Source organism: Polynucleobacter sp. MWH-UH23A, from assembly GCF_040409805.1.
GTDB lineage: Bacteria > Pseudomonadota > Gammaproteobacteria > Burkholderiales > Burkholderiaceae > Polynucleobacter.
Genome location: NZ_CP099572.1, coordinates 325155 through 346721, shown reverse-complemented (window position 1 = coordinate 346721; position 21567 = coordinate 325155). Strand labels below are relative to the sequence as shown.

General features: G+C 34.4%; 21 protein-coding genes. 2 read left to right on the top strand and 19 right to left on the bottom strand.

Annotated features, from left to right (window positions below):
- Positions 1 to 57 precede the first annotated feature (57 nt).
- Together NHB35_RS01870 and NHB35_RS01865 are read left to right on the top strand one after the other, a co-directional pair.
- The gene (locus tag NHB35_RS01870) at positions 58 to 2004 is read left to right on the top strand and encodes an acyltransferase family protein (protein WP_353432696.1); all 1947 of its coding nucleotides are present in this window, start codon (positions 58 to 60) and stop codon (positions 2002 to 2004) included.
- A gap of 34 nt (positions 2005 to 2038) precedes the next feature.
- Complete coding sequence (locus NHB35_RS01865) at positions 2039 to 2860, top strand: hypothetical protein (protein WP_353432694.1); 822 nt, start codon at positions 2039 to 2041, stop codon at positions 2858 to 2860.
- A 53-nt stretch (positions 2861 to 2913) separates the two neighbouring features.
- Here the strand turns inward: NHB35_RS01865 and NHB35_RS01860 are convergent, their stop codons facing one another.
- From NHB35_RS01860 to NHB35_RS01770, 19 genes are all read right to left on the bottom strand, one after another.
- Positions 2914 to 3585 (bottom strand): methyltransferase domain-containing protein, encoded by a 672-nt coding sequence (locus NHB35_RS01860; RefSeq protein WP_353432693.1) that lies wholly within the window; start codon positions 3583 to 3585, stop codon positions 2914 to 2916.
- On the bottom strand, positions 3560 to 4684 hold the full coding sequence (locus NHB35_RS01855; RefSeq protein ID WP_353432692.1) for a hypothetical protein: 1125 nt from the start codon (positions 4682 to 4684) through the stop codon (positions 3560 to 3562). The genes NHB35_RS01860 and NHB35_RS01855 overlap by 26 nt, the downstream gene beginning before the upstream one ends.
- 3 nt (positions 4685 to 4687) lie before the next feature.
- Complete coding sequence (locus NHB35_RS01850) at positions 4688 to 6559, bottom strand: polysaccharide biosynthesis protein (RefSeq protein ID WP_353432691.1); 1872 nt, start codon at positions 6557 to 6559, stop codon at positions 4688 to 4690.
- Positions 6560 to 6561: 2 nt separating this feature from the next.
- Positions 6562 to 7110, bottom strand: a complete 549-nt coding sequence (locus NHB35_RS01845) for a sugar transferase (protein WP_353432690.1) — start codon at positions 7108 to 7110, stop codon at positions 6562 to 6564.
- A gap of 10 nt (positions 7111 to 7120) precedes the next feature.
- Positions 7121 to 8014: an NAD-dependent epimerase/dehydratase family protein gene (locus tag NHB35_RS01840; protein WP_353432688.1), complete on the bottom strand. Its 894-nt coding sequence runs from the start codon at positions 8012 to 8014 to the stop codon at positions 7121 to 7123.
- A complete protein-coding gene (locus NHB35_RS01835) occupies positions 8007 to 8942 on the bottom strand; it encodes a glycosyltransferase family 9 protein (protein WP_353432687.1) in 936 nt (311 codons plus the stop codon). The genes NHB35_RS01840 and NHB35_RS01835 overlap by 8 nt, the downstream gene beginning before the upstream one ends.
- Positions 8939 to 9691: a glycosyltransferase gene (locus NHB35_RS01830; protein WP_353432686.1), complete on the bottom strand. Its 753-nt coding sequence runs from the start codon at positions 9689 to 9691 to the stop codon at positions 8939 to 8941. The genes NHB35_RS01835 and NHB35_RS01830 overlap by 4 nt, the downstream gene beginning before the upstream one ends.
- Positions 9691 to 10776 carry a glycosyltransferase family 9 protein gene (locus tag NHB35_RS01825; RefSeq protein ID WP_353432685.1) on the bottom strand — a complete coding sequence of 362 codons (1086 nt, stop codon included), beginning with the start codon at positions 10774 to 10776 and terminating at the stop codon, positions 9691 to 9693. The genes NHB35_RS01830 and NHB35_RS01825 overlap by 1 nt, the downstream gene beginning before the upstream one ends.
- A complete protein-coding gene (locus NHB35_RS01820) occupies positions 10763 to 11764 on the bottom strand; it encodes a hypothetical protein (protein ID WP_353432684.1) in 1002 nt (333 codons plus the stop codon). The genes NHB35_RS01825 and NHB35_RS01820 overlap by 14 nt, the downstream gene beginning before the upstream one ends.
- Positions 11765 to 12499: 735 nt before the next feature.
- Positions 12500 to 12577: an SWIM zinc finger family protein gene (locus tag NHB35_RS01815; protein ID WP_353433369.1), complete on the bottom strand. Its 78-nt coding sequence runs from the start codon at positions 12575 to 12577 to the stop codon at positions 12500 to 12502.
- 303 nt (positions 12578 to 12880) lie between these two features.
- Positions 12881 to 13990, bottom strand: coding sequence for a glycosyltransferase (locus tag NHB35_RS01810; RefSeq protein ID WP_353432683.1), 1110 nt, complete (start codon positions 13988 to 13990; stop codon positions 12881 to 12883).
- Positions 13987 to 15138 carry a glycosyltransferase gene (locus tag NHB35_RS01805; RefSeq protein WP_353432682.1) on the bottom strand — a complete coding sequence of 384 codons (1152 nt, stop codon included), beginning with the start codon at positions 15136 to 15138 and terminating at the stop codon, positions 13987 to 13989. Before NHB35_RS01805 ends, NHB35_RS01810 begins: the two co-directional genes overlap by 4 nt.
- Entirely contained in the window at positions 15104 to 15769 is a 666-nt protein-coding gene (locus NHB35_RS01800; RefSeq protein ID WP_353432681.1) for an NTP transferase domain-containing protein, read from the bottom strand. Before NHB35_RS01800 ends, NHB35_RS01805 begins: the two co-directional genes overlap by 35 nt.
- A 32-nt stretch (positions 15770 to 15801) precedes the next feature.
- Complete coding sequence (locus NHB35_RS01795) at positions 15802 to 16752, bottom strand: SDR family NAD(P)-dependent oxidoreductase (RefSeq protein ID WP_353432680.1); 951 nt, start codon at positions 16750 to 16752, stop codon at positions 15802 to 15804.
- Positions 16749 to 17675, bottom strand: coding sequence for an NAD-dependent epimerase/dehydratase family protein (locus tag NHB35_RS01790; protein ID WP_353432678.1), 927 nt, complete (start codon positions 17673 to 17675; stop codon positions 16749 to 16751). Before NHB35_RS01790 ends, NHB35_RS01795 begins: the two co-directional genes overlap by 4 nt.
- Positions 17672 to 18895, bottom strand: coding sequence for a class I SAM-dependent methyltransferase (locus NHB35_RS01785; protein WP_353432677.1), 1224 nt, complete (start codon positions 18893 to 18895; stop codon positions 17672 to 17674). The genes NHB35_RS01790 and NHB35_RS01785 overlap by 4 nt, the downstream gene beginning before the upstream one ends.
- Positions 18888 to 19637, bottom strand: coding sequence for a sugar phosphate nucleotidyltransferase (locus NHB35_RS01780; RefSeq protein ID WP_353432676.1), 750 nt, complete (start codon positions 19635 to 19637; stop codon positions 18888 to 18890). Before NHB35_RS01780 ends, NHB35_RS01785 begins: the two co-directional genes overlap by 8 nt.
- Positions 19624 to 20556 (bottom strand): NAD(P)-dependent oxidoreductase, encoded by a 933-nt coding sequence (locus NHB35_RS01775; RefSeq protein ID WP_353432675.1) that lies wholly within the window; start codon positions 20554 to 20556, stop codon positions 19624 to 19626. Before NHB35_RS01775 ends, NHB35_RS01780 begins: the two co-directional genes overlap by 14 nt.
- 18 nt (positions 20557 to 20574) lie before the next feature.
- Complete coding sequence (locus tag NHB35_RS01770) at positions 20575 to 21555, bottom strand: kinase (protein ID WP_353432674.1); 981 nt, start codon at positions 21553 to 21555, stop codon at positions 20575 to 20577.
- Positions 21556 to 21567 lie beyond the last annotated feature (12 nt).

Here is a 21567-nt window from a genome sequence, read left to right as displayed (position 1 = left end):
GTACAAAATAGTTAAAATTTAAGGGGCGAGTGATTAGCTTAATGCATAATTCCCTTAATGAAGAGAGGTTCTGCCCACATCCCATATAGACCCGATATTGATGGCTTAAGAGCAGTTGCCGTTATTTCGGTCTTGCTTTTCCACCTCTTTCCCAATAGAGTTCCTGGCGGCTTTATTGGTGTTGATATTTTTTTTGTTATATCAGGCTATCTAATTACATTAATTATTTTTCATGAAGCTGAAAATAATTTATTTACCCTGAAAAGTTTCTATATTCGAAGAATACGAAGATTATTCCCCGCCCTAATATTTGTATTGCTTTTTGTGGCAATTATTGGATATGTGACACTTTTTGCAAATGAGCTTAGATATCTTGGTAAACATATTTTAGGCGCATCAATATTCATTGAGAACTTTCTTTACATGTCTGAAAGCACGTATTTCAATCAAAGCCATCAGAAAATTTTATTAAATATTTGGAGCTTAAGTCTAGAAGAGCAGTTTTACTTATTATGGCCCCCCATCGTAATGCTATGCATAAAAAAGAGAATTCTTCCCATTATTTTAATTTGCATGCTTGCATCATTTTTATTAAATATTTTTCTAGTCAAACCATACCCTATTGAAAACTTCTTTCTATTAGCAACTAGAGCTTGGGAGCTATTGCTGGGATCTTTGTTAGCTTATACCTCTTGGAAAAATGTAAATTGGACGTTTTTTGCTAATTCCAGATCCCTGATAGGTAGTGCCCTAATAATTTTGGGGCTTTTTATTACTAATAAAGAATCTAATTTTCCAGGTATGGTCGCCCTTCTTCCAGCTCTTGGGGCAACGCTATTGATCTCTCATGGCCCCAAAGGATTGATCAATCAATATTTTTTATCTACAAAACCCCTTGTTTATTTTGGCTTAATCAGCTATCCACTGTATTTATGGCACTGGCCATTACTTGCGCTTGCAAAGACTTATATCAGCGAATCTCTGAGTACATTGCATTTACTGATGGTAGCGGCTTTCTCTATCGTCATGGCAATATTCACTTTTCACATAATCGAAAGAAATATTGTCAATATAAAAGGTAAATTTGTTGCTGTTTTTTTATCGATCTTACTAATGCTTGTAGCTGCTTGCGGCGCCTATTTTTATTTTAGCAATGGGGCACCCAGCAGGCATTTAAATGTGCCTTTCAAATCAATAAATTTTGGGGAAATTGCAAAAGCAAACAAATCAAATAAAAGCTGCCAACTCATCCTCCAACATGCCCCTATCAGCGAAGAAATATGCCTTTCCAACTCACCGGAGCCGGAGTTACTAATTATTGGGGATAGCCATGCCGTGTCGCTGTTTACCCCATTATTAAATTCTCCAAACTTATCTGCTGCAATTATTGCCGGCAACTCATGCTACCTCTATCCTTATTTTTCTTATACAGCAAATCCTTTTGAAAAGCATGGGAACTATTGCGATCAAATAGCTAATTCAGCAATAGAGGCAGCAAAAAAAACTTCCACAATTAAAACAATCCTGATAACGAATAAGATGCCATCCGTATCAGAAAATACCCAGTCTAAATACCTAGCCAACAATAAGGCTATATCTGAGTTAGAAGCTTTTATTCAGGGTAATAGCTCATTAATTAACGCTTTTCAAAAATTAGGGAAAAAAGTTGTCTACATCATTGATGTGCCACCGCTCAAAAAAACACCGGCCGACTGCGAAAGGTTAATAAAATTCACCAATCAATCAGAATGTGAAATTAATGTTCAAGATTTTAAAAATCAAAGAATGCAATATCTGCAGGCGATCAATCAGATTCATCTTCTCAATCCATCGTTAGTAATATATGATCCTATCCATATTTTCTGCGACGAAAGTAAATGCGCCTATAAAACTGATATCGGCCAATCCCTTTATATTGATAAAGAACATATTAGCCCAACAGGAGCACTTAAAATTTTAGAAAAAATACAGCCTTTGGTAAAAAGTGAAAGATCTGTAAAATAGTGATTAACATCAATAGTCTGTTACAAATGCAAACATGAAAAATGAATTCCAAAGCTCAATTGCACTACCGCCATTAAAGACTTATATAGATTTTTTATATGCTCAATATAAGATTATTACGGCATGCTCTTTAATTGGTTTAATCATTGGAATAATGCTTATCATCACTGTCCCTGCGCAATATATCTCCACCGCGCTTATAGCAACCGGTACAACGGAAAACGATAAATTCAGCTCTGCGAATAAGGCCTTGGAATTATATAAATTTCATCTGCAGTCTGAACAGCCAATCGTACAAGATCCTACATCAAAATTTCAGATAATTTCTGAAATTTTTAATTCTGCTTATGTCAATAAATCAGATAATGCAATTACCATTCAGTCAAAATCACCAGATCCAGTAATAGCACAAAAAAATGTGACCATTGCAGGTGATGATTTACTGAATTTTCTGAATTCTAAGAAGTCAAACATGCTGCAAAAATTAAATCAAAAACTAGATTTGGACTATAGTCAAATCAAACAAATTGATGATTCTTTAAAGATAGTTTCAAATCGGATTCAAGCCATGGCAAATGGATCCCCTGGCGATCTCACCAGCTTGCTGCTATATAAGAATTCCCTTGCCTCAGAGAAATTCCAGCTTCAGCATTCAACAAAACAAGTCCTTGCCTCAATCGAAGAGATAAATGCCAGCCCAAGCTATTACTTGAAAGTACCAAGCAATCCACGCATATCCACTAGCTGGTTCTCGCAGCTAGCTATTTCAACAATAGCAGGTTTGATTGTTGGTATCTTTGCTGGATTTGCTAATATTCAATTTATGCTTAGATCCATAATTAAAGCCAAAAAATAATCCGCGGCTCTAGCAACAACTACCCTCGACACTCAAATCGATCGTCCCGAAGCTTAATAAATTCGCTTAGCCCATATAACTGACTCAAAACCATAGAAGCCCCAGGTAAATCTTAAATTTTTATTCAGTAAATATGAAAGTGGCTCCTGTATTAGGCCCAAAAAAAACAAGATGGCCGGCCTATATCTTCTTGATGAATAAAGGATCTCAAAACCATCAGAGCACAAACTTCTCTTTAGGTAATTAAAATCTGGAGGCGGGTCTTTGTGAGTGGCATCTGAATAATAATTTAACGCACCGGATCTTTTAGGAAATTTAGTGCTTTTTTCTGTAGGAAAAGATATATATATTATTCCATCGATTTTTGTGGCTTTTTTAAGTAGATTAAAAGTCAGCTTATAGTCATCGCAATGCTCTATATTGTGTGAACTGAAGACTACATCAAAAGAATTAGCAAATTTTTTTAGGTGTAAATTAAAATCTTCACGATCAACAACAATATTAGTACCAAAGGTATTATTTATAGTGCCATAACTTTGTATATCTAGACCAGAATACTGACATGTCGGATAAAGCAAAAAGAAATCTTTCCATGAATTGTTTCCGCAACCAACATCAAGAATTGACAGTTTTTGTAATTTTTTTGCGTAGAGAATAAATGCGTATTTCCCTTTTGGTCGCAAAATTATTTTTAATAATTTATGAAAATGCGCACGATATTGCATGAAAAAATTCATCTCTATATGAGTCGACCGTATGATATCGAGCATAAAACTTACCCATAACCTGAAGTTTAAACTCAATATTCTCTATATTTGACTCAATATTCTGCACAAAATCTGACAAATCGAAGTAATTAAAATCCACGATTAAATCCATCAGTCCGAACTTATCTAACTCCTGCGCCATCCATGTACCATGCTCTACTACTGGAATGCAGCCTAGCAAAACGGCCTCGACAAATACACCTGATGTTGATTTCGAGTACCTGATTTTGTCATATGGAAGTATCACATACCGCACTCTTTGGAAGGTCGATAAATACTTATCGGTACTTAGGATAGGATCTATATATTCGATCCGCAAGGAAGTGTTTTTCAAAAATTTCCTTACGTCCTCGCTTAGGATAAACTTCGCGTCTGATATTCTATGATCCTCACTGAGGATTTTAATAATTCTATTCAAACCTTTATCTTCTCGAGGATAACCGGGCCACCAAAAAATTCTAGGGGGCTTATTGTGCGCTAAATAGTCTAACCTATTAGGAATTGGAAACGTAGTTACTCTTCTCTTAACAATCTTTTCCCAAGAATTCGACAGTAAATTACTATCTGAAAAATAAATAACCTCTCTAAACAAAAGGTTGACAATCAAGAATAAAAATTTATAAAGAACGTATTTAATAATTGACTGATTAACTGAGTATCTAAACAATATCGATAATAGCAATTCTTTCTTGTTTGAGAAAAGTAAGGCGACAATAAATGCGCACAATTCGCTATAAGAAAAATCCTCCAAGAATACAATATCACCATCTTCAATGATTCGAGATATGGAACTGATAAAACTTGGCATAGCGCTAAATACCCACTGAGTATTCGACGCAAAGCGATTGAATCTTTTATTCAAAGATTTTTGTCTAGACCGCCCTCCCTGTATTACGGGATACCATTCCTTTAAAGAAAATTTATTCGGCAACCCCTGTAGCACAATAAACTGCACCTTGAAGTTCTCGCTTGAAACCGCCACCTGAAAATTTTTCGCATAATCAAAATGATGGCCCGCCGTTTCAAAATCAACAAATATAAAATATTTTAAATTCATTGGTTATAAAGGGGATTGCTTTAATCGAAAATTAGCTTCGGCATAGCTCTCAACAAGAAGCAAAACCCCACTTACATCTCTATGGTCAATTAAATTTTTAATTTCGGAAATAAATTTTTGCATCTCAGTATTGTTAATATAATTTTCAGAGGCAGTATAAATTTTAGAATACGCTGTTGGTATGGAATCTTGCTCAATCAATAACTCTTCATATAATTTCTCGCCAGGCCTAAGCCCGCTAAAAATAATTGGTATGCTCACTGCACTATCATGTGAGTAATTTTCAGCTTCATTCAATACAAGGATTGGATTGAAACCACTTAATTCAATCATTCTCTTTGCCAACTCTAAAATCTTAATTGGCTTGCCCATATCTAGTAAAGATATTTCACCTGATTTTGATATATCAGTTGCTTGAATTACAAGAAATACCGCCTCAGATAAAGTCATAAAATATCTTGTAATATCTGGATGAGTGACTGTTACAGGTCCCCCGTTCTTAATTTGCGATTTAAACAAAGGCACAACTGATCCAGATGAGTTCAGAACATTTCCAAACCTCACGATCGTAAACTTAATTTCATTTTTGATAGCGGCCATGCATTGGATATACTTTTCGCACAACCTCTTGGATGCACCCATTATGTTGGTTGGTCTAACAGCCTTATCTGAGCTGATATAGGTAAAGTGAGTGATGCCGTACCGCGCAACAATCTCAAGAAAGTTAACAGTCCCTAAAAAGTTATTTTGAATGCATTTAATTACATTTTCCTCTAATAGTGGCACATGTTTATATGCTGCAGCATGGAAAATGATGGATGGTTGATATAAGCCCATCAACTCTTGAACCAGTCCAGAATCATCATATGACCCAAGAATTGTGATCAGCGTATTCTCATCAAGGCTAACTATCTCATTTCTAATTTTATAAAGGTTGTATTCTGAGTGGTCAAGAATAATTAATTTTTTAGGGTTATAAAGAGAAAGTTGCTTAGCTATTTCACCGCCTATCGAGCCGCCACCCCCCGTAATTAAAATGGATCTATTGGCAATTAATTCCTGATTTATCTCCTTGCCAGCTAAATCTGTTTCATTTCTATAGAGTAATTCTTCAATTTTATAATCATCTAAATTTTTAAAATTTAGCCCGGAGCTTAATATTTCCTTAGATAAAGGCAAATTTTTAATCGATATCTTGAGCCCAACTAGTTCATCTACAAATTGATTGATGGCGGTTTTTCTTCTTTCATTGACTAAAAGATACTGAACACCATATTTTGACAATATTTCAGGGATTCTTTCTGCAGAATAGATCTCAACACCATGCAAGACTGAACCTAGTCTTCTATTGTCATCCTCAAATATCCCCACAACTTTTATGATGCCGAGTTGTTTGATCATTCCGATGACCTTATATGAATCATCATCTATCCCATATATTGCTACACATATCTTGTTTTTGGGATCATTAATACCGTTAGAGATAAACCAGTATGCAATATATCTAACGCAAATATATTCAATTAAAAAAATTGTGGTTAGAAAAAAGTTTCCAAATGGCCTAAGAGTCAGACTAAGGTAATAGTCAGCCAAATTGATAGCAAGGTAAAAACTTATAAATAATTTAATTAACCTGGAATTGCTCTCAAATATTGTGTACCTAAAAAAATGATTATAAAAACCCAACCTATAAGCTATAAATATGAAAATAAATGCAGATAAAACTTGAAAATGAATACCGCCGTTTAAATAAATTTCTTCATTAGCCAACACAATCTTAGAGATTGCAAATGCCAAAAAAAATCCAACTACATCGATTGAGATAACAATGATTTTTTTTATTTTCCCCGGTAATTTAAGCAATTTATTTATCATAGCTAGTGCTTTATATTTTTTTGCGAAAATACTACCAAGAAAGTTTTTAACAAAATATAGATGTCTAACTTTATACCCCTATTCAAAAGATAGTAGCAATCTAATGAGACTTTATCTTCTAAAGATACATTATCACGCCCAATTACCTGCGCATAGCCTGTTATCCCGGGATACAAACAGTCAACCCCAAATTTTTTGCGCAAGTCTATAAGATCATACTGGTTATACAAGGCTGGTCTTGGTCCAATAAAATGCATTTGATTGCAAAGTATCGAATATAGCTGTGGTAATTCGTCTAGACTTGTTCTTCTGAGAATATTCCCAATCTTTGTGATGTGTACATCTGTATTTTGCAGTAAATCTGTTGCAACAACCGGGGAATCGGAATACATAGTACGAAATTTAGGCATATTAAATAGAATAGAATTTTTCCCCACCCTCTTAGACCAAAAGAGCGCCGGACCAGGAGAGTCTATCCTGATAATAATTCCCACCAAAATCAGCACTGGAGAAAGAATTAGCAGCAAAAAAAAGGCAATGATTTGACTCATAATAAACCTACTAACTATCAACTGGATGCCAGCCAGTTCTTGCAATAGTTATTTCTTGATTTAGATTTAATTCCTGAAATAACTTATGGGCTATATTTTTTCCAAAGAGAATGTAAGTTATTAGTTTAACTAATTTTAAATTTACATTTACTACTTTAGCATCAATCAAAATTGATTTTGATATCAGATCAGTCACTTCCATTAGCGTTAGGTTCTCTTTATTCCTAACTAAAAATGGTATTTCACTTTGAAATTTTTCATTTATACAAACTCTAATAAAATTACTTAAATTTTCAAGCGATAGATAACTTCTTTTAGTCGTTAGCAGACCGATTGGCAATGGAATTCTAAATTTTACAAATAATTCGAGTAGCTTTAAATTTCCTTTATAGCATCCAGATCTATAAATTAACGGCGGCCTCAAAATAATGAGCTGGGTTGCAGATAAATCAAACATTTTTTTTAACTCAATTTCAGCTTTGAACTTTGATAATGCATAAGCGCCATTAGGCCGACACTCTGAATCAAAAGAAAAATTATTCCGACGGTCGTGCGATATCCCAAAGACATTTGCTGTGCTTATGAATATAAATTTTTTTACGCCGGCTCGTATTGCTGCTCTTGCAATTTTTAGCGTTAAATCAATATTCACCTCTTCAATACGTTTTTGACTTAACCAAAATTTTTTATGCGCAATGCCCATGCAATGAATTACGCTATCTATATTTAAGTTACGATCAAATTCAATATTAGATTTTTTATCAACTAAAATCTGACAGTCTTGATTCAAGCTCTTCATTGGACGTCGATTCATTGCATAAATCCTGAAATCACCTCCCAAGGAATCAGCAAGGAAACCCCCAACATATCCTGTTGTACCTGTTATTAAAATGGATTTATTCATCTATCAATTTATTTGCAATTTCAAAGATGACATCAGGTTCAATACTCTTAACATCATCAGCACGATAGATGTTTATATTCTTGCCCTGAGGATACCAGATGCCAGGCGGATTCTTTCCAGAGTAAATTGCAATAATTTTGGCACTTGTTAATGATGCTAAATGCATTGGACCGCTATCATGGCCAATAAATAAATTGCTTCTACCTATCGTTGCAATTGAGTCTGCTATGGAGGAAATTCCGCAATAATTCGAATATCTATCTTTTATCAAAGAGCATAGCCGCTCTGTAGGTTCATAATCATCAGGTCCGCCTATAAAATTAAATTTGATGGTCGGCACCTCGGCAAGACGGGATACTAACTTATACCAATTTTCCAATCCCCAATCATTAACCTTATGTTTTGTTCCAATTGCTATCGTTACCTCTTTGTTGGCGTGGATATTGGATTTTATCTTTAGTATTTGTGTGGCATTTGCACTCTTAAAATTAAGCTTTCGAAGTAATCTTGCGGATTCTGGCTCATACCTAGCATTCTTTAGATATAAATTTTCATCTTTACTGAATAAATCAATCCCTATTATCTCAAGCCCTAGAATTCTAAAAAAAATGTAATCTCTCAATTTTTGTAAAAATGATCTACTAGGCATTAAATAATATACAGTTGAGATATTATTCAGTAATACAAATTTCCTTAATGAGAATAAATTTTTATATTTTGATTTTTCTTCGTAAGTAAAATACCCATCTATAAGATTAAAGAATTCAAAAATTTTGTAAGAGCTAACAGCTTTGCCATCGGTTAATTCATGATCATCACACAAAAGGTATACTTTATCGTTGATAAATTTTTCTTTAATAGAATGGAAAGCAGGCAAAGAGACTACACTATCTCCAATTGATCCAACTCGAAAAATCAATTTATTCATAGCTTGATTTGTAGCAATTTTTTAAAAAATCTTTTGTATAAAATTCTAAGATTAATTTTGGCTCCATTTTCTCTAATGGATTTGTATATTTCTTTTGTAATTTGTAGCTTACTCCTTATCCCGCTCGTACTAATTCCACCAGCTCTCATTCTTACAAGGACTCTTTGTGTATTTATATATTTGATTTTATGTTTTCTAAATAATCGGAATATAAAATCAAAATCTGCTGCAATTTTGTAGGCCTTAGAAAAACCATTTAAACTTCGATAATAAGCTGTTCGCAATACCATTCCTGGATGAGCCGGCATAATTCCATCGCAAAGATCATTTGGCGTAAAATCTTTGCACTGATATCTCCTAATAACTCTGCTCTCATTACCTTCATTAAAGAATTCCACATCACCAAACACTGCGTCGAGCCGATCATCACCTTCAAATAATTTCATAATATTAGATATTGAATCATCGTCCAAGTAATAATCATCGGAATTTAGAAAGGCTATATATTCATTCTTTGCTAATTGAATCCCGTAATTCATGGCCTCATATATAGTTGATCCTTTAAGCTCGTGAAATGCTATCAGATTGCTAGGGTGGGATTGCACTATTAATCTTGTGTTATCACTAGATCCACCGTCAATAACAATATGTTCTATTTCTGCATGTGATTGCTTAAATACTGAATCTAAAGTTTTTTTTATTGTCGACTCACTATTAAGGGCTACGGTTATTATGGTAATTTTTTTCATCAAAGCTTTGTCGCAATATTTCTAAAGCACTTCATGGCTTCCAAAGATCTGCAAAATTCGTGGTCACAGCTAGCACAAACTCCAGTTAATGCATCCTGGCCCTGTATGTTAATAACATGATGACCAAGTGGCCCAACTAAATTCTTATCTGATGGCCCAAAGAAAACGGTCACCTGCTTTCCCAATGCTGCACTCAAGTGTGCGATTCCACTATCCATCGCATAGACATTAGTGACCCTACCAATTAAAGCAATCAAAGAAGCAAGCTCACCCTTCCACATTAAATATTCAAACTCGAGTTTGACAAGCATACTTTCAATTGCTTTGGTGTACTCAATCTGCTGGGAAGGATCAACAACAAAAATTATCCTTTTATGGGATGCTCTAATTTTTATAAAGATACTATATGCTTGATCTAAAGGCATAGATCGCAACCTCTTGGAAGCACCAAAATGAATTAGCGTTGCAAACATTTTCAATCTTTTTGACGGGGAATTTAATTTTATGAACGGAATATATTGTTCAAAAGTTGAGTTAATTCCCAACGCATTTAATATCATCACATGATGAGCAGCCAAATGCTTCAATATACCATCGTCATGCACAACCCGCGATAGCATATATACCCCTCCCGTCCAGGCAAAAGAGACAATTCCACCAACTCGCAGATAGAAGAGAATCAATATGTTTCTAAAATCTCCTCTAACATCAATACAATAATTCCAAGAGTAATCGGAAAACTGCTTCTTTAAATTATGCAATTGCTTGAGGAAAGTACCTACACTACCGCTCCTAATCCAGGGGCAATCAATATAGAGAACTGGGAAGTCAACATCAATTGTAGAAAATAGAGGCTTATTCCAAGATCCAGTAAGGAAGAAGATATTTTTATCATTATTATTTAGCTTTATAGCCTCGATTAATGGAATATCTAAAACAGCATCACCCAGTAAGTGTAAGTCTAAAACTAATATGCTATTTCCATTTCTATTTAATTTTGATTTCCCAAATAAAAATATCAAAATTAGTGAAAATAAGTCATTCAAAAATTTAAGTTTTATAAATTTACTATTAATTTTCTTCATGCAGCAAGCACAATGTCCAGCAATGTAGGGCGACTAAGTTTGAAAACGAAAATAAGCCAAGATCAAAAATTCCCAAAGTAATAATTAATATAAAATATTTTAATTCATCTCCAAAACTTTTAAATGCAATTATAAATGCGAATATTATCCAAAATATGATCGCAAATAAACCATAAATACCATGATAACTAAAATATAAAAAAGATGAATCAATTGAGTTTGATGGATTGATATTTTGATTTAGTATATCTAACCATATGCCAACTCGATTACTAGATAATGTGTTTATTTCTTCAAAGTTATAATTAAAACAAACAGCAAGTATAGCCAATAATGAAATGGGTATTAGAAATTTTATAACCTTATTTCCAAAAAATGATACGCCTCCGAATACCACAAACCCTAGCATTGCACCTCTTGAATCTGTTAAATAGATGCAAATGAGTGAAAAAAAATAGAAGACTGTTGATACAAATCGTTTATTAGATAATATTGAATTTAATAACAAATAAAGGTATATGATTAGATAAGCTTGATCTTTAGGGTGGAATATCCCCAGAAATAACCTATCTCTTCCATAATACCCCCAATTATAGATTCCAAAATATTTTGAATTAATTAAGTCATAAAGTATTATAAATATTATTGCAGATAAAATAATAGTTAAATTTTTAGGATTAAGTCTACTTAAGAATATTCTGTAAAGTGGTATGAGAAATATCAAAGCAATAATTGAACCTAATGCCCTAATATCTGAACTAAAAATTAACACCGATATGGGGAGTAAAAAAAATAAGGCCGCTCGCTTGAAATATTCAATGGGAACTATCTGAATATTAATCAAAATAATTGGGAATACCATAAAGGGCATTATGTTATTCAAAGAATTTCTTGGTATCTCCAAATTTGCAATTGAAATATCTGCAATCCGAAATGTGATCAGCACAAAAAAAAGGGGGGTGATTAAGGCATTGCAGAGTCTTTTCATTCCATGAGGCTCATAAATTCTTCATAGAAATTGTCAACTTTATAAGCTCTACTAATACTTCTTTTAATTTTTTCAAAATTACTTAGGGCATAAATCAATGTGCGCCCCACATCTTGCTGGTTTTTTAGCACAAGAACGCCGGGGCAATTATTTGAATTAGCTGACATCCAAGTATCAGGTGATGTAACTATAATTTTATTTAAAGCGTAAGCTTCTGAAAAAATCCCTGAAGTATTATATCTATAATAAGTTTCAATATAGTTTGTCATTACTATATCAACACTCTGTAAATCCGATAAATATTCGGAATAAGGTACTGGCTTATCTTTGACTATAAAACTAATATTATAAAAACTTAATTTCTTTAATTTGCTATTTATTTGTTTTTCGCATTCACCATAAGAATACAGAAGATAATTAATTTTATGCGTAAGCTTTTGATCAATGCTGTGTAGCGCATCTATGGTGGATAAGACATTTTTAGGTCTTGATGCTGGCCCAAGAGACCCAATGGTAACTAACTGTTTTGTATTACGAGTTTCTTCAATATTAGGTATGTGTGGAATAGGTAATTTTTTTAAGTCTAGGTTATATATATTTTTAAACCTTTCTACTAAAAGATCGGAATCCGTGACAAATTTGGTCTTAGAATTGAACAGCAATCGGATTAGTTGAATTCCAACGAAATACCAAGCAACTCTAGGTATGGATCTATAGCCACTAAAAGTGTCAAGCCTAAATGTGAGAACAATATAATTTGGTCTTTTGAAAAGACAAGCAATTGCAATCCCTATTAGATGTAAATGTTGGCACGTATTAAAGTAGATTACATTATCAGCGTATATTTTGGTACTAATAATCCCTTTGAAAATTTTATAGTTATAAATTATTGGATTTAAAAATAAATTTCCAAAAAATGTGTTCCTATATTTTGGCATTTCATCAAAATTAAACTCACATTGTAAAAATCCATTGTCTATAGATTGAGCCTGAGGTGCAGTTACGACTCTATATTCATGCCCATGACTTAAAAATGCCTTCTTAATGGTCTCTAAAGTATTGTATAGATGTCCAGAGTAACCACTTAATTCAGGTTCAAAATGAATAATGCTAATTTTAGGAGAGCGAGTCAACCAATTTCTCCCAAGCTATTTTTTTATTCAACGCATTTAATCTATTTTTTTTATACTTATAACTTAATGTGCTAACTGATGTTAAATTTCTCTCAACTATTCTCGATAGGTGATATCGATTTGATCTTGCATAATTGACCGTATTTGATTTGGGCATCAGAATTTTGTGGTCTGCCACATCTGATAGGATAATGTTATCAACCTGGTTAATCATTTCATACGCAGCAATTTGAAAGCTCTCATAATTTGATGTCATTATCGCCACACTCGACTTACTTGCCAATTTTCTGATCTGGTTTTTATCGGAAGTAGCAATAACTTTTACTTTGCTTTTGAGTGATCTATTCAAAATCAATTGTTTGATTTTTTTTTCTTCATTAAGATTGCCGCTACCGATTATAAAAAACTCATTCCATTTTTTTTTAACAATTTTAAGGGCCTTCAAAATTAAATCAGTAGATTTTTGTTGAGTACAAATTCTTCCCAAATATAATAAATTTCCTCTTTTGCTACAAGCTGAGAATGATCTTCTTTTATATATCTTATCTATTCCTGGGTAGGCGATAACTATTTCATCATCCTTAAATCCAAATATAGAATTAAGACATTGAGATTTAATTTCTTTACTAATTGCATAGTTGATAGAGCAAAATTTAGCGCCAAGCAAGAATAAAAATAATTGAATATTATTCTTAATATTCTTGAGGTTGTCCAAACTAAATCTGAATAGTGGGATTTTTGGTGCTGCTATGTATGAAATGCATCGTATTTTAAGTATTTTACAAAGTAAGGCTATCAAAAAAGCTTCAGATGTAAACACAATCACTTTATTCGGCTTTTCTTTTAGCGATAAATTCCTAATAAACTCCATTGCAAGCCGAATGCCGACTAGCAATGGATTTGAGGAATCCCGTACATATACTATCTTCTCCTCAAGACTCTTCTCTACATTTACTTGATTTGTTCTAGTTGGAATAAATATCTTAAAGTCTATGCTTTTTTCTAAATGAATTTTTGAAATTTGCAATAAGATTTCTTGACCACCTCCATAGCCATCTCTTGATATTCCAAATTCATAAAAAAGATAAATCATAGTAGCGATGCAAGAAGATGTGCTTGCACCCCTGAAGTCTGTCGATTTAAAGCGTCTATGTGCAACCTATCTATAGCAGTTTGGGATGCATTTACCGCATAGTCAAACGCACGCCTGAAATCCGGCATGTTCCCCGCTTTAAATATAAAATTTACATCACCATGAGTTTCGGGAAATGCGCCAGAGTCACTACAAACCACTCTAGTCTTAGAAAGCTTAGCCTCTACAATAACTCTTCCATACTGCTCTTTGTACTTGCTGTTCTGATGGGATGGACAAACAATAATATCTACATTTCTTATGTAATAAGCAATTTCATTGTGATTTGCTCTAATTAACTTAAAATTTTCTCCTAACAATTCAGTGAAGTTCTTCTTTATATGCTTTACGTATCCATTGTTGGATTCAAAATAATCATCGATCATAAGCACAAAATCATCTTTTCTGGGATGATTTTTTATCAATTCATATAAATCGTCCAATCCCTTTTCCCGAATCAACCTTCCAAAGTAAGCTACTATTACTTTGTTTGACGCATTATATTTAAGTCGAAAATTTTGCTGTTGATCGTAACTGCTCTCATGAAATAGGATGCTCGATATACCAAGAGGGATTTGCTGGATATCAATTTTTCTAAATTTCCTATGATTAACATCTTTACTTTCTGATGAGAATACAAAAATTAAATTAACTAAAAAACTATTGAATCGCTCTATTAGTGCTATACCCAATAATGCAATTGCAATAGAAATTTTTAGATTTAAGAGTGCCTTCAGAGCTTCATTTATGTAGTTGCGATAAAAATTTTCAAAAGTACAAACTATTAATTTGGTTTTCCTACTCTTAATTAATCCAACTTGAGTAACAACGATGCTAGCTATGTCGTTGTCAATGATAACGAAGTCATAATTTTTTTCATTTAGAGTTTCTAATAAATTAGGGATAAATTGAAGCCTTGGATGACCTCCAAATACTTTTACTCTCTCAACACTGATACTACTATCGTTGCAAATAACAACATCAGTTAAAAATTTTTGTTGCACTGGAACACATACTTTGACCAAATACCCCCAACTCGCCAATATGTGATAAACCTCTCTATTGACGTATTCCTCAGCCTGCTTTGATATTACCAGTATGTTTTTCATTTAATAAGTTAAGTTGCTCAAGAGTATCAATAGAGATCCACTTATTTTTATAAATAGACGTGTGTTTAAGCTCATCTTTTAAGATCAGTTGCTCCCACACGCTAGCAAATGATCCCTCCTTACACAAATTATTAATTTTATTTATATCCAATATTTGTATACCAGAGCAATATTTATCAGAAGGAATAGCTCTTGAAATACTTTTTACAAATTTATTTTCTGACTTTATGAAATCCCCTTCAACTCCATCTACAGGTATCACGGGCACAAGTGCACATGCAGGAGAATTTAAATCCGAATACTCTCGTTCTAAAAACTCAAAATCTAAATCCGTAATGTTATCGCATGTCAATACAAGAACTGCGCCCCTTACATATTTCAGAACTGAGTTAAAAATCCACCAGCTATTATCTTGATTTGTTGTATTGACTAATGAATCAACTTCAAACGCTTTGAAAAGGTAATCTGCCAAGAGGTTTTTTTTATATCCTACAGTTACATGTATTTTTCTGCCCGAGGCTTTTATTTTTTCTAAATTTGCCCCTATAAGAGTTGTCTCATTGTATGGCGCAAGAGCTTTTGGTATTTGATCTGTTAATGGTCGCATTCTGCTGCCTCGACCTGCTGCCATAATGACCACATTCTCAATTCTATCTGATGGCACTATATTTCCTCATATGGCGGATTTTTTATCAAAGCCATAATTTCTGATTCATTAAGCTGAACAGCAGTCCTAGAAGACAAAACCTCCCTGAGTGGGGCAGGTGATTTCTCATTAAAATTCAAAATGTAGTGCTGTAAATTATCAAAAATAGTTTCTTGAGCATAGCCCAACTCTTCAGCGCCTATCAAATACTCTTCCAACCTCTCTCCTGGGCGAGGATCTATTTTTCGATACTCAATATTTTCCATCCTCGACCAAACCTTCAATATTTCCTCAAGCTTTGACGCCTTCATCATTCTGGACAAGACTTTACCCTGCAAAGTTTCTGCGTTATCAAACGCCGTCAACACCAGCTGAACTGCTTCGTCCACTGTAAAGAAATATCGATACATTTCGGGCCCCGTTGTTCCAAAATAACCCTGTGTATCCTTCATCTTCTTCCATATTCCAAGTACGGAACCGGTTGACCAAGCTACGTTGCCATATCTTACAGACAGAAATTTGACGCCCGATCGACCATTTAAAGAGCAAAATAATCTCTCCATCATGGATTTGCTTAAACCATATATATTTCTAATTGGGGGTGAAGCCTTATCTGTTGATATTCCAATTACCGTTTTAATATTTTTTTCTATTGCAACCCTAGCAATATTTTGAGAGCCTAAAACATTAATATCTAGGGTTTCAAACGGATATTTTTCTGATAAGTCAACAAATTTAGTTGCCGCCCCATGAATAACAACATCAGGCTTAACATAACTAAAGGCATCCCTAACAGACTCAATATTTGAGACATCCATAGCAATAGCCTCACAACCAGAATACTGTTGTGCCAATAAATTCTGCTTGTTATTTCTTGAGGCAAGAAAAACTTTTTTCCCCCTCTCTTTCAGGATTTTCCCAAGACGCTTACCAAGAAATCCATTGCCGCCAGTTATCAGTATTGTCATGATTTTTTGCTATAAGTATTTGTATTTTCTAGAAACCAATCAATTGTATTTTGTATTCCAGCATCAAGATCAGTTCTGTAAAATGAACTACCCAAGAGTCCTTTGAGCTTTGAAATTTCTAATAATTTAGATTTTGCTCCAACATATTTATTGGGGTCGTAAATAATATTATCTGGATCATAGTCCAATATTTTGCTTATTATATTCGCAAAATCTCTAATTTTTATAGAATTACCAGATCCTATATTCACAATTCCAGTAACACCACCTGTCAATAAAGATTGAAAATCATCAATAAAGTCATCTATATAAATTACTTCGCGCTCTTGGTAACCGTTACCCCATAATTCCACTTTGTCATCATAAAATTTTCCACAAATAATTTTCCTGATTAAATCAAATATAAAATGCATTTGCCTGCCATCAGTATGGTACATGGGACCATATAAAGTCGATGGCACAACTGTTAAATATTCCAAACCAAATTGCTTATGCAATGATTCGACTCCGATTTGCAGCATTCTTTTGGTCATTGCATAGGTATATAAACTATCGATTGGCTGACCTATTAAATAATTTTCCTCTACGAGTGGAAGATTTGGATCATAGGAGCAACTTGTTCCAATTGAAACAAATTTCGCCTGAGGCTGATCTCTTAGCCACCAATCAAGAATATTTGTATTAATTTGCTGATTCTTGATCCACTGTTCACCAGGATGATTAAGGCAGAAATCCCCGGCCTGCGTCCAAGCCGCCAAATGAATTACAAGATCAAACTTTTGATTGATTTGATCTAATATTCTAGTAGTTTTTAAATCACAGTTTTTGCTACTTAAAGCTGTAATCTTATGTCCAGATAGCTCCAATTTTTTAATTAAAAATTTTCCTAGAAATCCAGTGCTACCAGTAACTACAATATTCATGAGAAATTTCCAGACCTTGGGTTTACAGGAAAATAAAACTCAACACCTTGATCAATTGCATCCTTATTATTCTGAAGAATTTCTTCTTTAAAATTCCAAGCCAAAACGTAATAAATGTCAGGATGTTTTTTTATTTTCTCCTCCATTACGATAGGGATGTGCTTTCCAGGGGAAAAGAGACCCTCACGCATTGGATTTTTTTCTAGTAGGCATTCGATAATATCCGGCCCAATATCAAAATAATTTAGCAAAGTATTACCTTTTACAGGGGCTCCCATTCCATAAATCACTTTACCTAATTTGCGCGCAGAAATTAAATAATTTCGATTATCTTCTTTTATCTTTAATATTTTTTGATGGAATAAATGGTAAGCTTTAATGTCATTACATTGCGAGATTTTTTCAGCATGCTCCAAGTCAAGCAATCTCTGACTTTTTTTAACATTACCCGCATGGGTTACATATCCAATCATCTGGCCGCCGTGGATTGGAGTTAAGTATGCGTCATATAACTGCAATCCATGTCTACCCAAAAGCGTCTGCAATGTTTGCAGCGTGTAATAAAGCAAATGCTCGTGGTAAATTTGATCAAAAGCAATATTTTCCATAATGCTTTTCATATAAAGGAATTGGACAACAAAAGTGCCATCCTCTTTTAATCCTAATTTGATTCCTTCTGTTACCGAATGCAGCTCTTCGAGGTGAAAAAAAACTCCGGCCGCGTTAATGACATCGAATTTTCTCCCAATCTCTTTCATTGTCTCTAAATTGAAAAATTTATTAATGGTGTCTATTCCGCCCTTATTAGCAATTTCACTAGTTACACGAGATGACTCGACGCCTAACACGCTCCACCCTAGAGTTTTGTAGTGCTTTAGTTGCGTCCCATCATTTGAGCCAATATCCAGTATTGACTTTTGATGGTATTTATTAGAGAAAAGTTGGTCAACATCCTGAGCAATTTTTGCAAAATGATCAGATAGCGATCTAGTCACACCTGATAAATAGGTGTGATTTCCGAACATGATTTCCTTTTTTACAGTGAAATTTAATTGCGCTGTTGAGCAATCCTTACAGTACATTACTTTGAGAGGATAATAATCTTCTTTTCCAACTTGACTTTCACTTAAAAAGTTATTGCACCATGGCTGATCACCCAAGTCTATTACAGGCTCTAAATTTTGGCTGTCGCATACGCGACACAGCATTTTCTTATCCATTAAGATACTCCCTGACAAATTGACTTGCATTTGCCAAAGAACTCTCAGTTCCTATATCAATAAATGGACATTTCATCAGAAATACTTTTATTTTTTTATTATCTGTAATCATTTTAGGAAATATGTCATATTCAAATGAAATCGGAGTTTTACATCCTTGATATTTTTCAAATACACTGGCCCGAATTAAATAAACACCAGCATTAATAATTCCAGCTCCCGACATCTTTTCCTCAAAACTCAAAAGATTATAGTTCTCGTCTATTATTAATCGACCATATCGATCAGTATTGGATGTTTGAACACCCAGAATTACACAATCAATATCATCTGCCAGCATCTCTGCTGCTCTAGAAAAATCTCCGGCTATCAAGGAGTCTCCATTTAATACTAAGAATTTAGCCTTACAGGCGCTATTCTGACTCTCAAGAGCATTTTTTACAAAAATTACCCCGCCAGCAGTTCCTTGCGGACTAGGTTCTTCAATGCATTTAATATTTTGATCTTTAAAATCATTACTTATGAATTTCTCAATTAGACGGGCTTGATAGTGAGTTGAAAGTGCAACATGCTTCAAACCCTGCATGAGCAAGCTTTTGATTACCCAATGTAAAAAAGGAGCGCCATTCACCTGAGCCATAGGCTTAGGGAGCCCCCCTAGTAGATGTTTAACTCTGGTGCCAAATCCACCAGCGAGAATTATTGCCTGATACTCATCCCAATCGGATTTAAACATTTGCATACACAGAATCTCTAAGGATTGTGTATCCTTTAATCAACTCTTGAATCCCTCTATCCAAACTCCATGAAGGCTTAAACCCAACACTGGCTAATCGCGCATTGGAAACGATATAGTCGCGCTTGTCTGGATCCTCCCCTATAGGGGCTTCAAGGTATGTAAATTTAGGCAAATGCTTTTGAATGACTGCAGCTAGTTCAAGCTTTGATAGGTTTGCATCATCTAACCCCACGTTATACGGGCGACCTTTCATGATATCAAAATGTTCAATTGCGTATAAAAAAACATTGGCAACATCTTGAATATGGATATAGTTTCGCTTGAAATGCCCCTCAAATATCACAACCGAATTATCAGTGACGGCCCTATACACAAAATCATTTACAAGCAAATCCGTTCTCATTCTGGGGGACATCCCAAATACTGTAGCCAATCTAAAAGTAATGGATTCAGCTCTTGCTAGAACAACTTGCTCCGCCTTTACCTTCGTTACCCCATAAAGGGAAATCGGGTTGAGTGGAGAATCTTCAGTGCAATATTGATCCTTAGCGCCAATACCGTATCCAGAATTGGTTACAGGCATTAATATTCTCTGCGAGGGGCTGACATATTTGCATAGCATTTCAATTGCATTTTGATTAGTGGTTAAAGTTCCAATCGGGTCATTTTTACAAAGTGGAGCACCAACTAAGGCAGCCAGAGGAATAATAATGTCTACGCTTTTTAAAAGGGTTTTAATCAGCGCTTCATCCCGTGCATCGCCTCTCATAACATTAAATGAATCATACCCACAAGCGTCAGATAAAGAATTCTGTCTAAACATAAAATTATCTAAAACTATGACCTCATGGCCAGCCGCTAGAAGTCGTGGAACTAATACAGACCCAATATATCCAGCTCCGCCCGTAATCAATATTTTCATTATTTTTAGATCCCTTTTTCAACTATGAATAATTGATGAGCCTTCATTTGATACATCGAAATTAACTTCATGGAAACCTTTCAAAGCCTTTCTAACGCTAGACTTTTTGTCGGGGGGCACAAATAACAAAAGAAAACCGCCCCCGCCAGCTCCTAATAATTTCCCCCCCAAAGCTCCGCCTGAAATCGCTGTTTGATACATTGCATCAATAGCGCTATTTGAAACCGATGAATCCAGTTGTTTTTTATCGACCCATGCTTGATCTAACATTTTTCCAAACTGATTTATAGAGCCGCTACCCAAAAGATAATCATACGCATCATAGGTTTGCTGCTTAATGCGTGTTAGCGTTTTTGAAATATTGCGTATGTTATTAATTTTATTAGCCTCAACCGCTTGTGCACTTCTTGTTATACCCGTAAAAAACAACATTAATGAAGAAAATAACTCACTTTTTCTTTGCATTGAAATATCTACTTTTTGAACCTTAATATCAGATCCTTTTGCAAACTCAAGTAAATTAAATCCGCCATGGGCGGCAAATACTTGATCTTGGCAACCAACAGCTTCACGCAATACTTCCCTCTCCATATGAATTGCCGCCTCTGCTAACTCAATGGGCGACAGACTGATACCCTTATATGCATGTAATGCATTGAATAATCCAACCGTAAATGCCGATGATGAACCCAAACCCGAAAAAGAAGGCAAATCTGATGCGACATGGATCTCAACATCGCGCCGAATATTCATCGCGTTCAATATCTCTCGAAAAGGAACATGCAAAATCTCAGATGTATTTTGTACGCACTCAACTTTGCTATAAGATATTCTCACGGAATAATTAAAAAGCTCAGATGGAAATCGAGAAACAGTGTGATATATGTATTTATCGACTGCGAATCCCAGTATAGCTCCGCCATTAATGTCAAAATACTCAGGGATATCAGTTCCCCCACCAAAAAAGCTTATCCTCAGTGGAGTTTTAGCAATTATCATTATTATATGTAG

What these genes read in the sequence shown, in the direction of transcription:
- NHB35_RS01870 (WP_353432696.1), top strand. Translation starts at nt 58, where the DNA reads ATGAAGAGAGGTTCTGCCCACATCCCATATAGACCCGATATTGATGGC.
- NHB35_RS01865 (WP_353432694.1), top strand. Translation starts at nt 2,039, where the DNA reads ATGAAAAATGAATTCCAAAGCTCAATTGCACTACCGCCATTAAAGACT.
- NHB35_RS01860 (WP_353432693.1), bottom strand. Translation starts at nt 3,585, where the DNA reads ATGCAATATCGTGCGCATTTTCATAAATTATTAAAAATAATTTTGCGA.
- NHB35_RS01855 (WP_353432692.1), bottom strand. Translation starts at nt 4,684, where the DNA reads ATGAATTTAAAATATTTTATATTTGTTGATTTTGAAACGGCGGGCCAT.
- NHB35_RS01850 (WP_353432691.1), bottom strand. Translation starts at nt 6,559, where the DNA reads ATGATAAATAAATTGCTTAAATTACCGGGGAAAATAAAAAAAATCATT.
- NHB35_RS01845 (WP_353432690.1), bottom strand. Translation starts at nt 7,110, where the DNA reads ATGAGTCAAATCATTGCCTTTTTTTTGCTGCTAATTCTTTCTCCAGTG.
- NHB35_RS01840 (WP_353432688.1), bottom strand. Translation starts at nt 8,014, where the DNA reads ATGAATAAATCCATTTTAATAACAGGTACAACAGGATATGTTGGGGGT.
- NHB35_RS01835 (WP_353432687.1), bottom strand. Translation starts at nt 8,942, where the DNA reads ATGAATAAATTGATTTTTCGAGTTGGATCAATTGGAGATAGTGTAGTC.
- NHB35_RS01830 (WP_353432686.1), bottom strand. Translation starts at nt 9,691, where the DNA reads ATGAAAAAAATTACCATAATAACCGTAGCCCTTAATAGTGAGTCGACA.
- NHB35_RS01825 (WP_353432685.1), bottom strand. Translation starts at nt 10,776, where the DNA reads ATGAAGAAAATTAATAGTAAATTTATAAAACTTAAATTTTTGAATGAC.
- NHB35_RS01820 (WP_353432684.1), bottom strand. Translation starts at nt 11,764, where the DNA reads ATGAAAAGACTCTGCAATGCCTTAATCACCCCCCTTTTTTTTGTGCTG.
- NHB35_RS01810 (WP_353432683.1), bottom strand. Translation starts at nt 13,990, where the DNA reads ATGATTTATCTTTTTTATGAATTTGGAATATCAAGAGATGGCTATGGA.
- NHB35_RS01805 (WP_353432682.1), bottom strand. Translation starts at nt 15,138, where the DNA reads ATGAAAAACATACTGGTAATATCAAAGCAGGCTGAGGAATACGTCAAT.
- NHB35_RS01800 (WP_353432681.1), bottom strand. Translation starts at nt 15,769, where the DNA reads ATGGCAGCAGGTCGAGGCAGCAGAATGCGACCATTAACAGATCAAATA.
- NHB35_RS01795 (WP_353432680.1), bottom strand. Translation starts at nt 16,752, where the DNA reads ATGACAATACTGATAACTGGCGGCAATGGATTTCTTGGTAAGCGTCTT.
- NHB35_RS01790 (WP_353432678.1), bottom strand. Translation starts at nt 17,675, where the DNA reads ATGAATATTGTAGTTACTGGTAGCACTGGATTTCTAGGAAAATTTTTA.
- NHB35_RS01785 (WP_353432677.1), bottom strand. Translation starts at nt 18,895, where the DNA reads ATGGATAAGAAAATGCTGTGTCGCGTATGCGACAGCCAAAATTTAGAG.
- NHB35_RS01780 (WP_353432676.1), bottom strand. Translation starts at nt 19,637, where the DNA reads ATGCAAATGTTTAAATCCGATTGGGATGAGTATCAGGCAATAATTCTC.
- NHB35_RS01775 (WP_353432675.1), bottom strand. Translation starts at nt 20,556, where the DNA reads ATGAAAATATTGATTACGGGCGGAGCTGGATATATTGGGTCTGTATTA.
- NHB35_RS01770 (WP_353432674.1), bottom strand. Translation starts at nt 21,555, where the DNA reads ATGATAATTGCTAAAACTCCACTGAGGATAAGCTTTTTTGGTGGGGGA.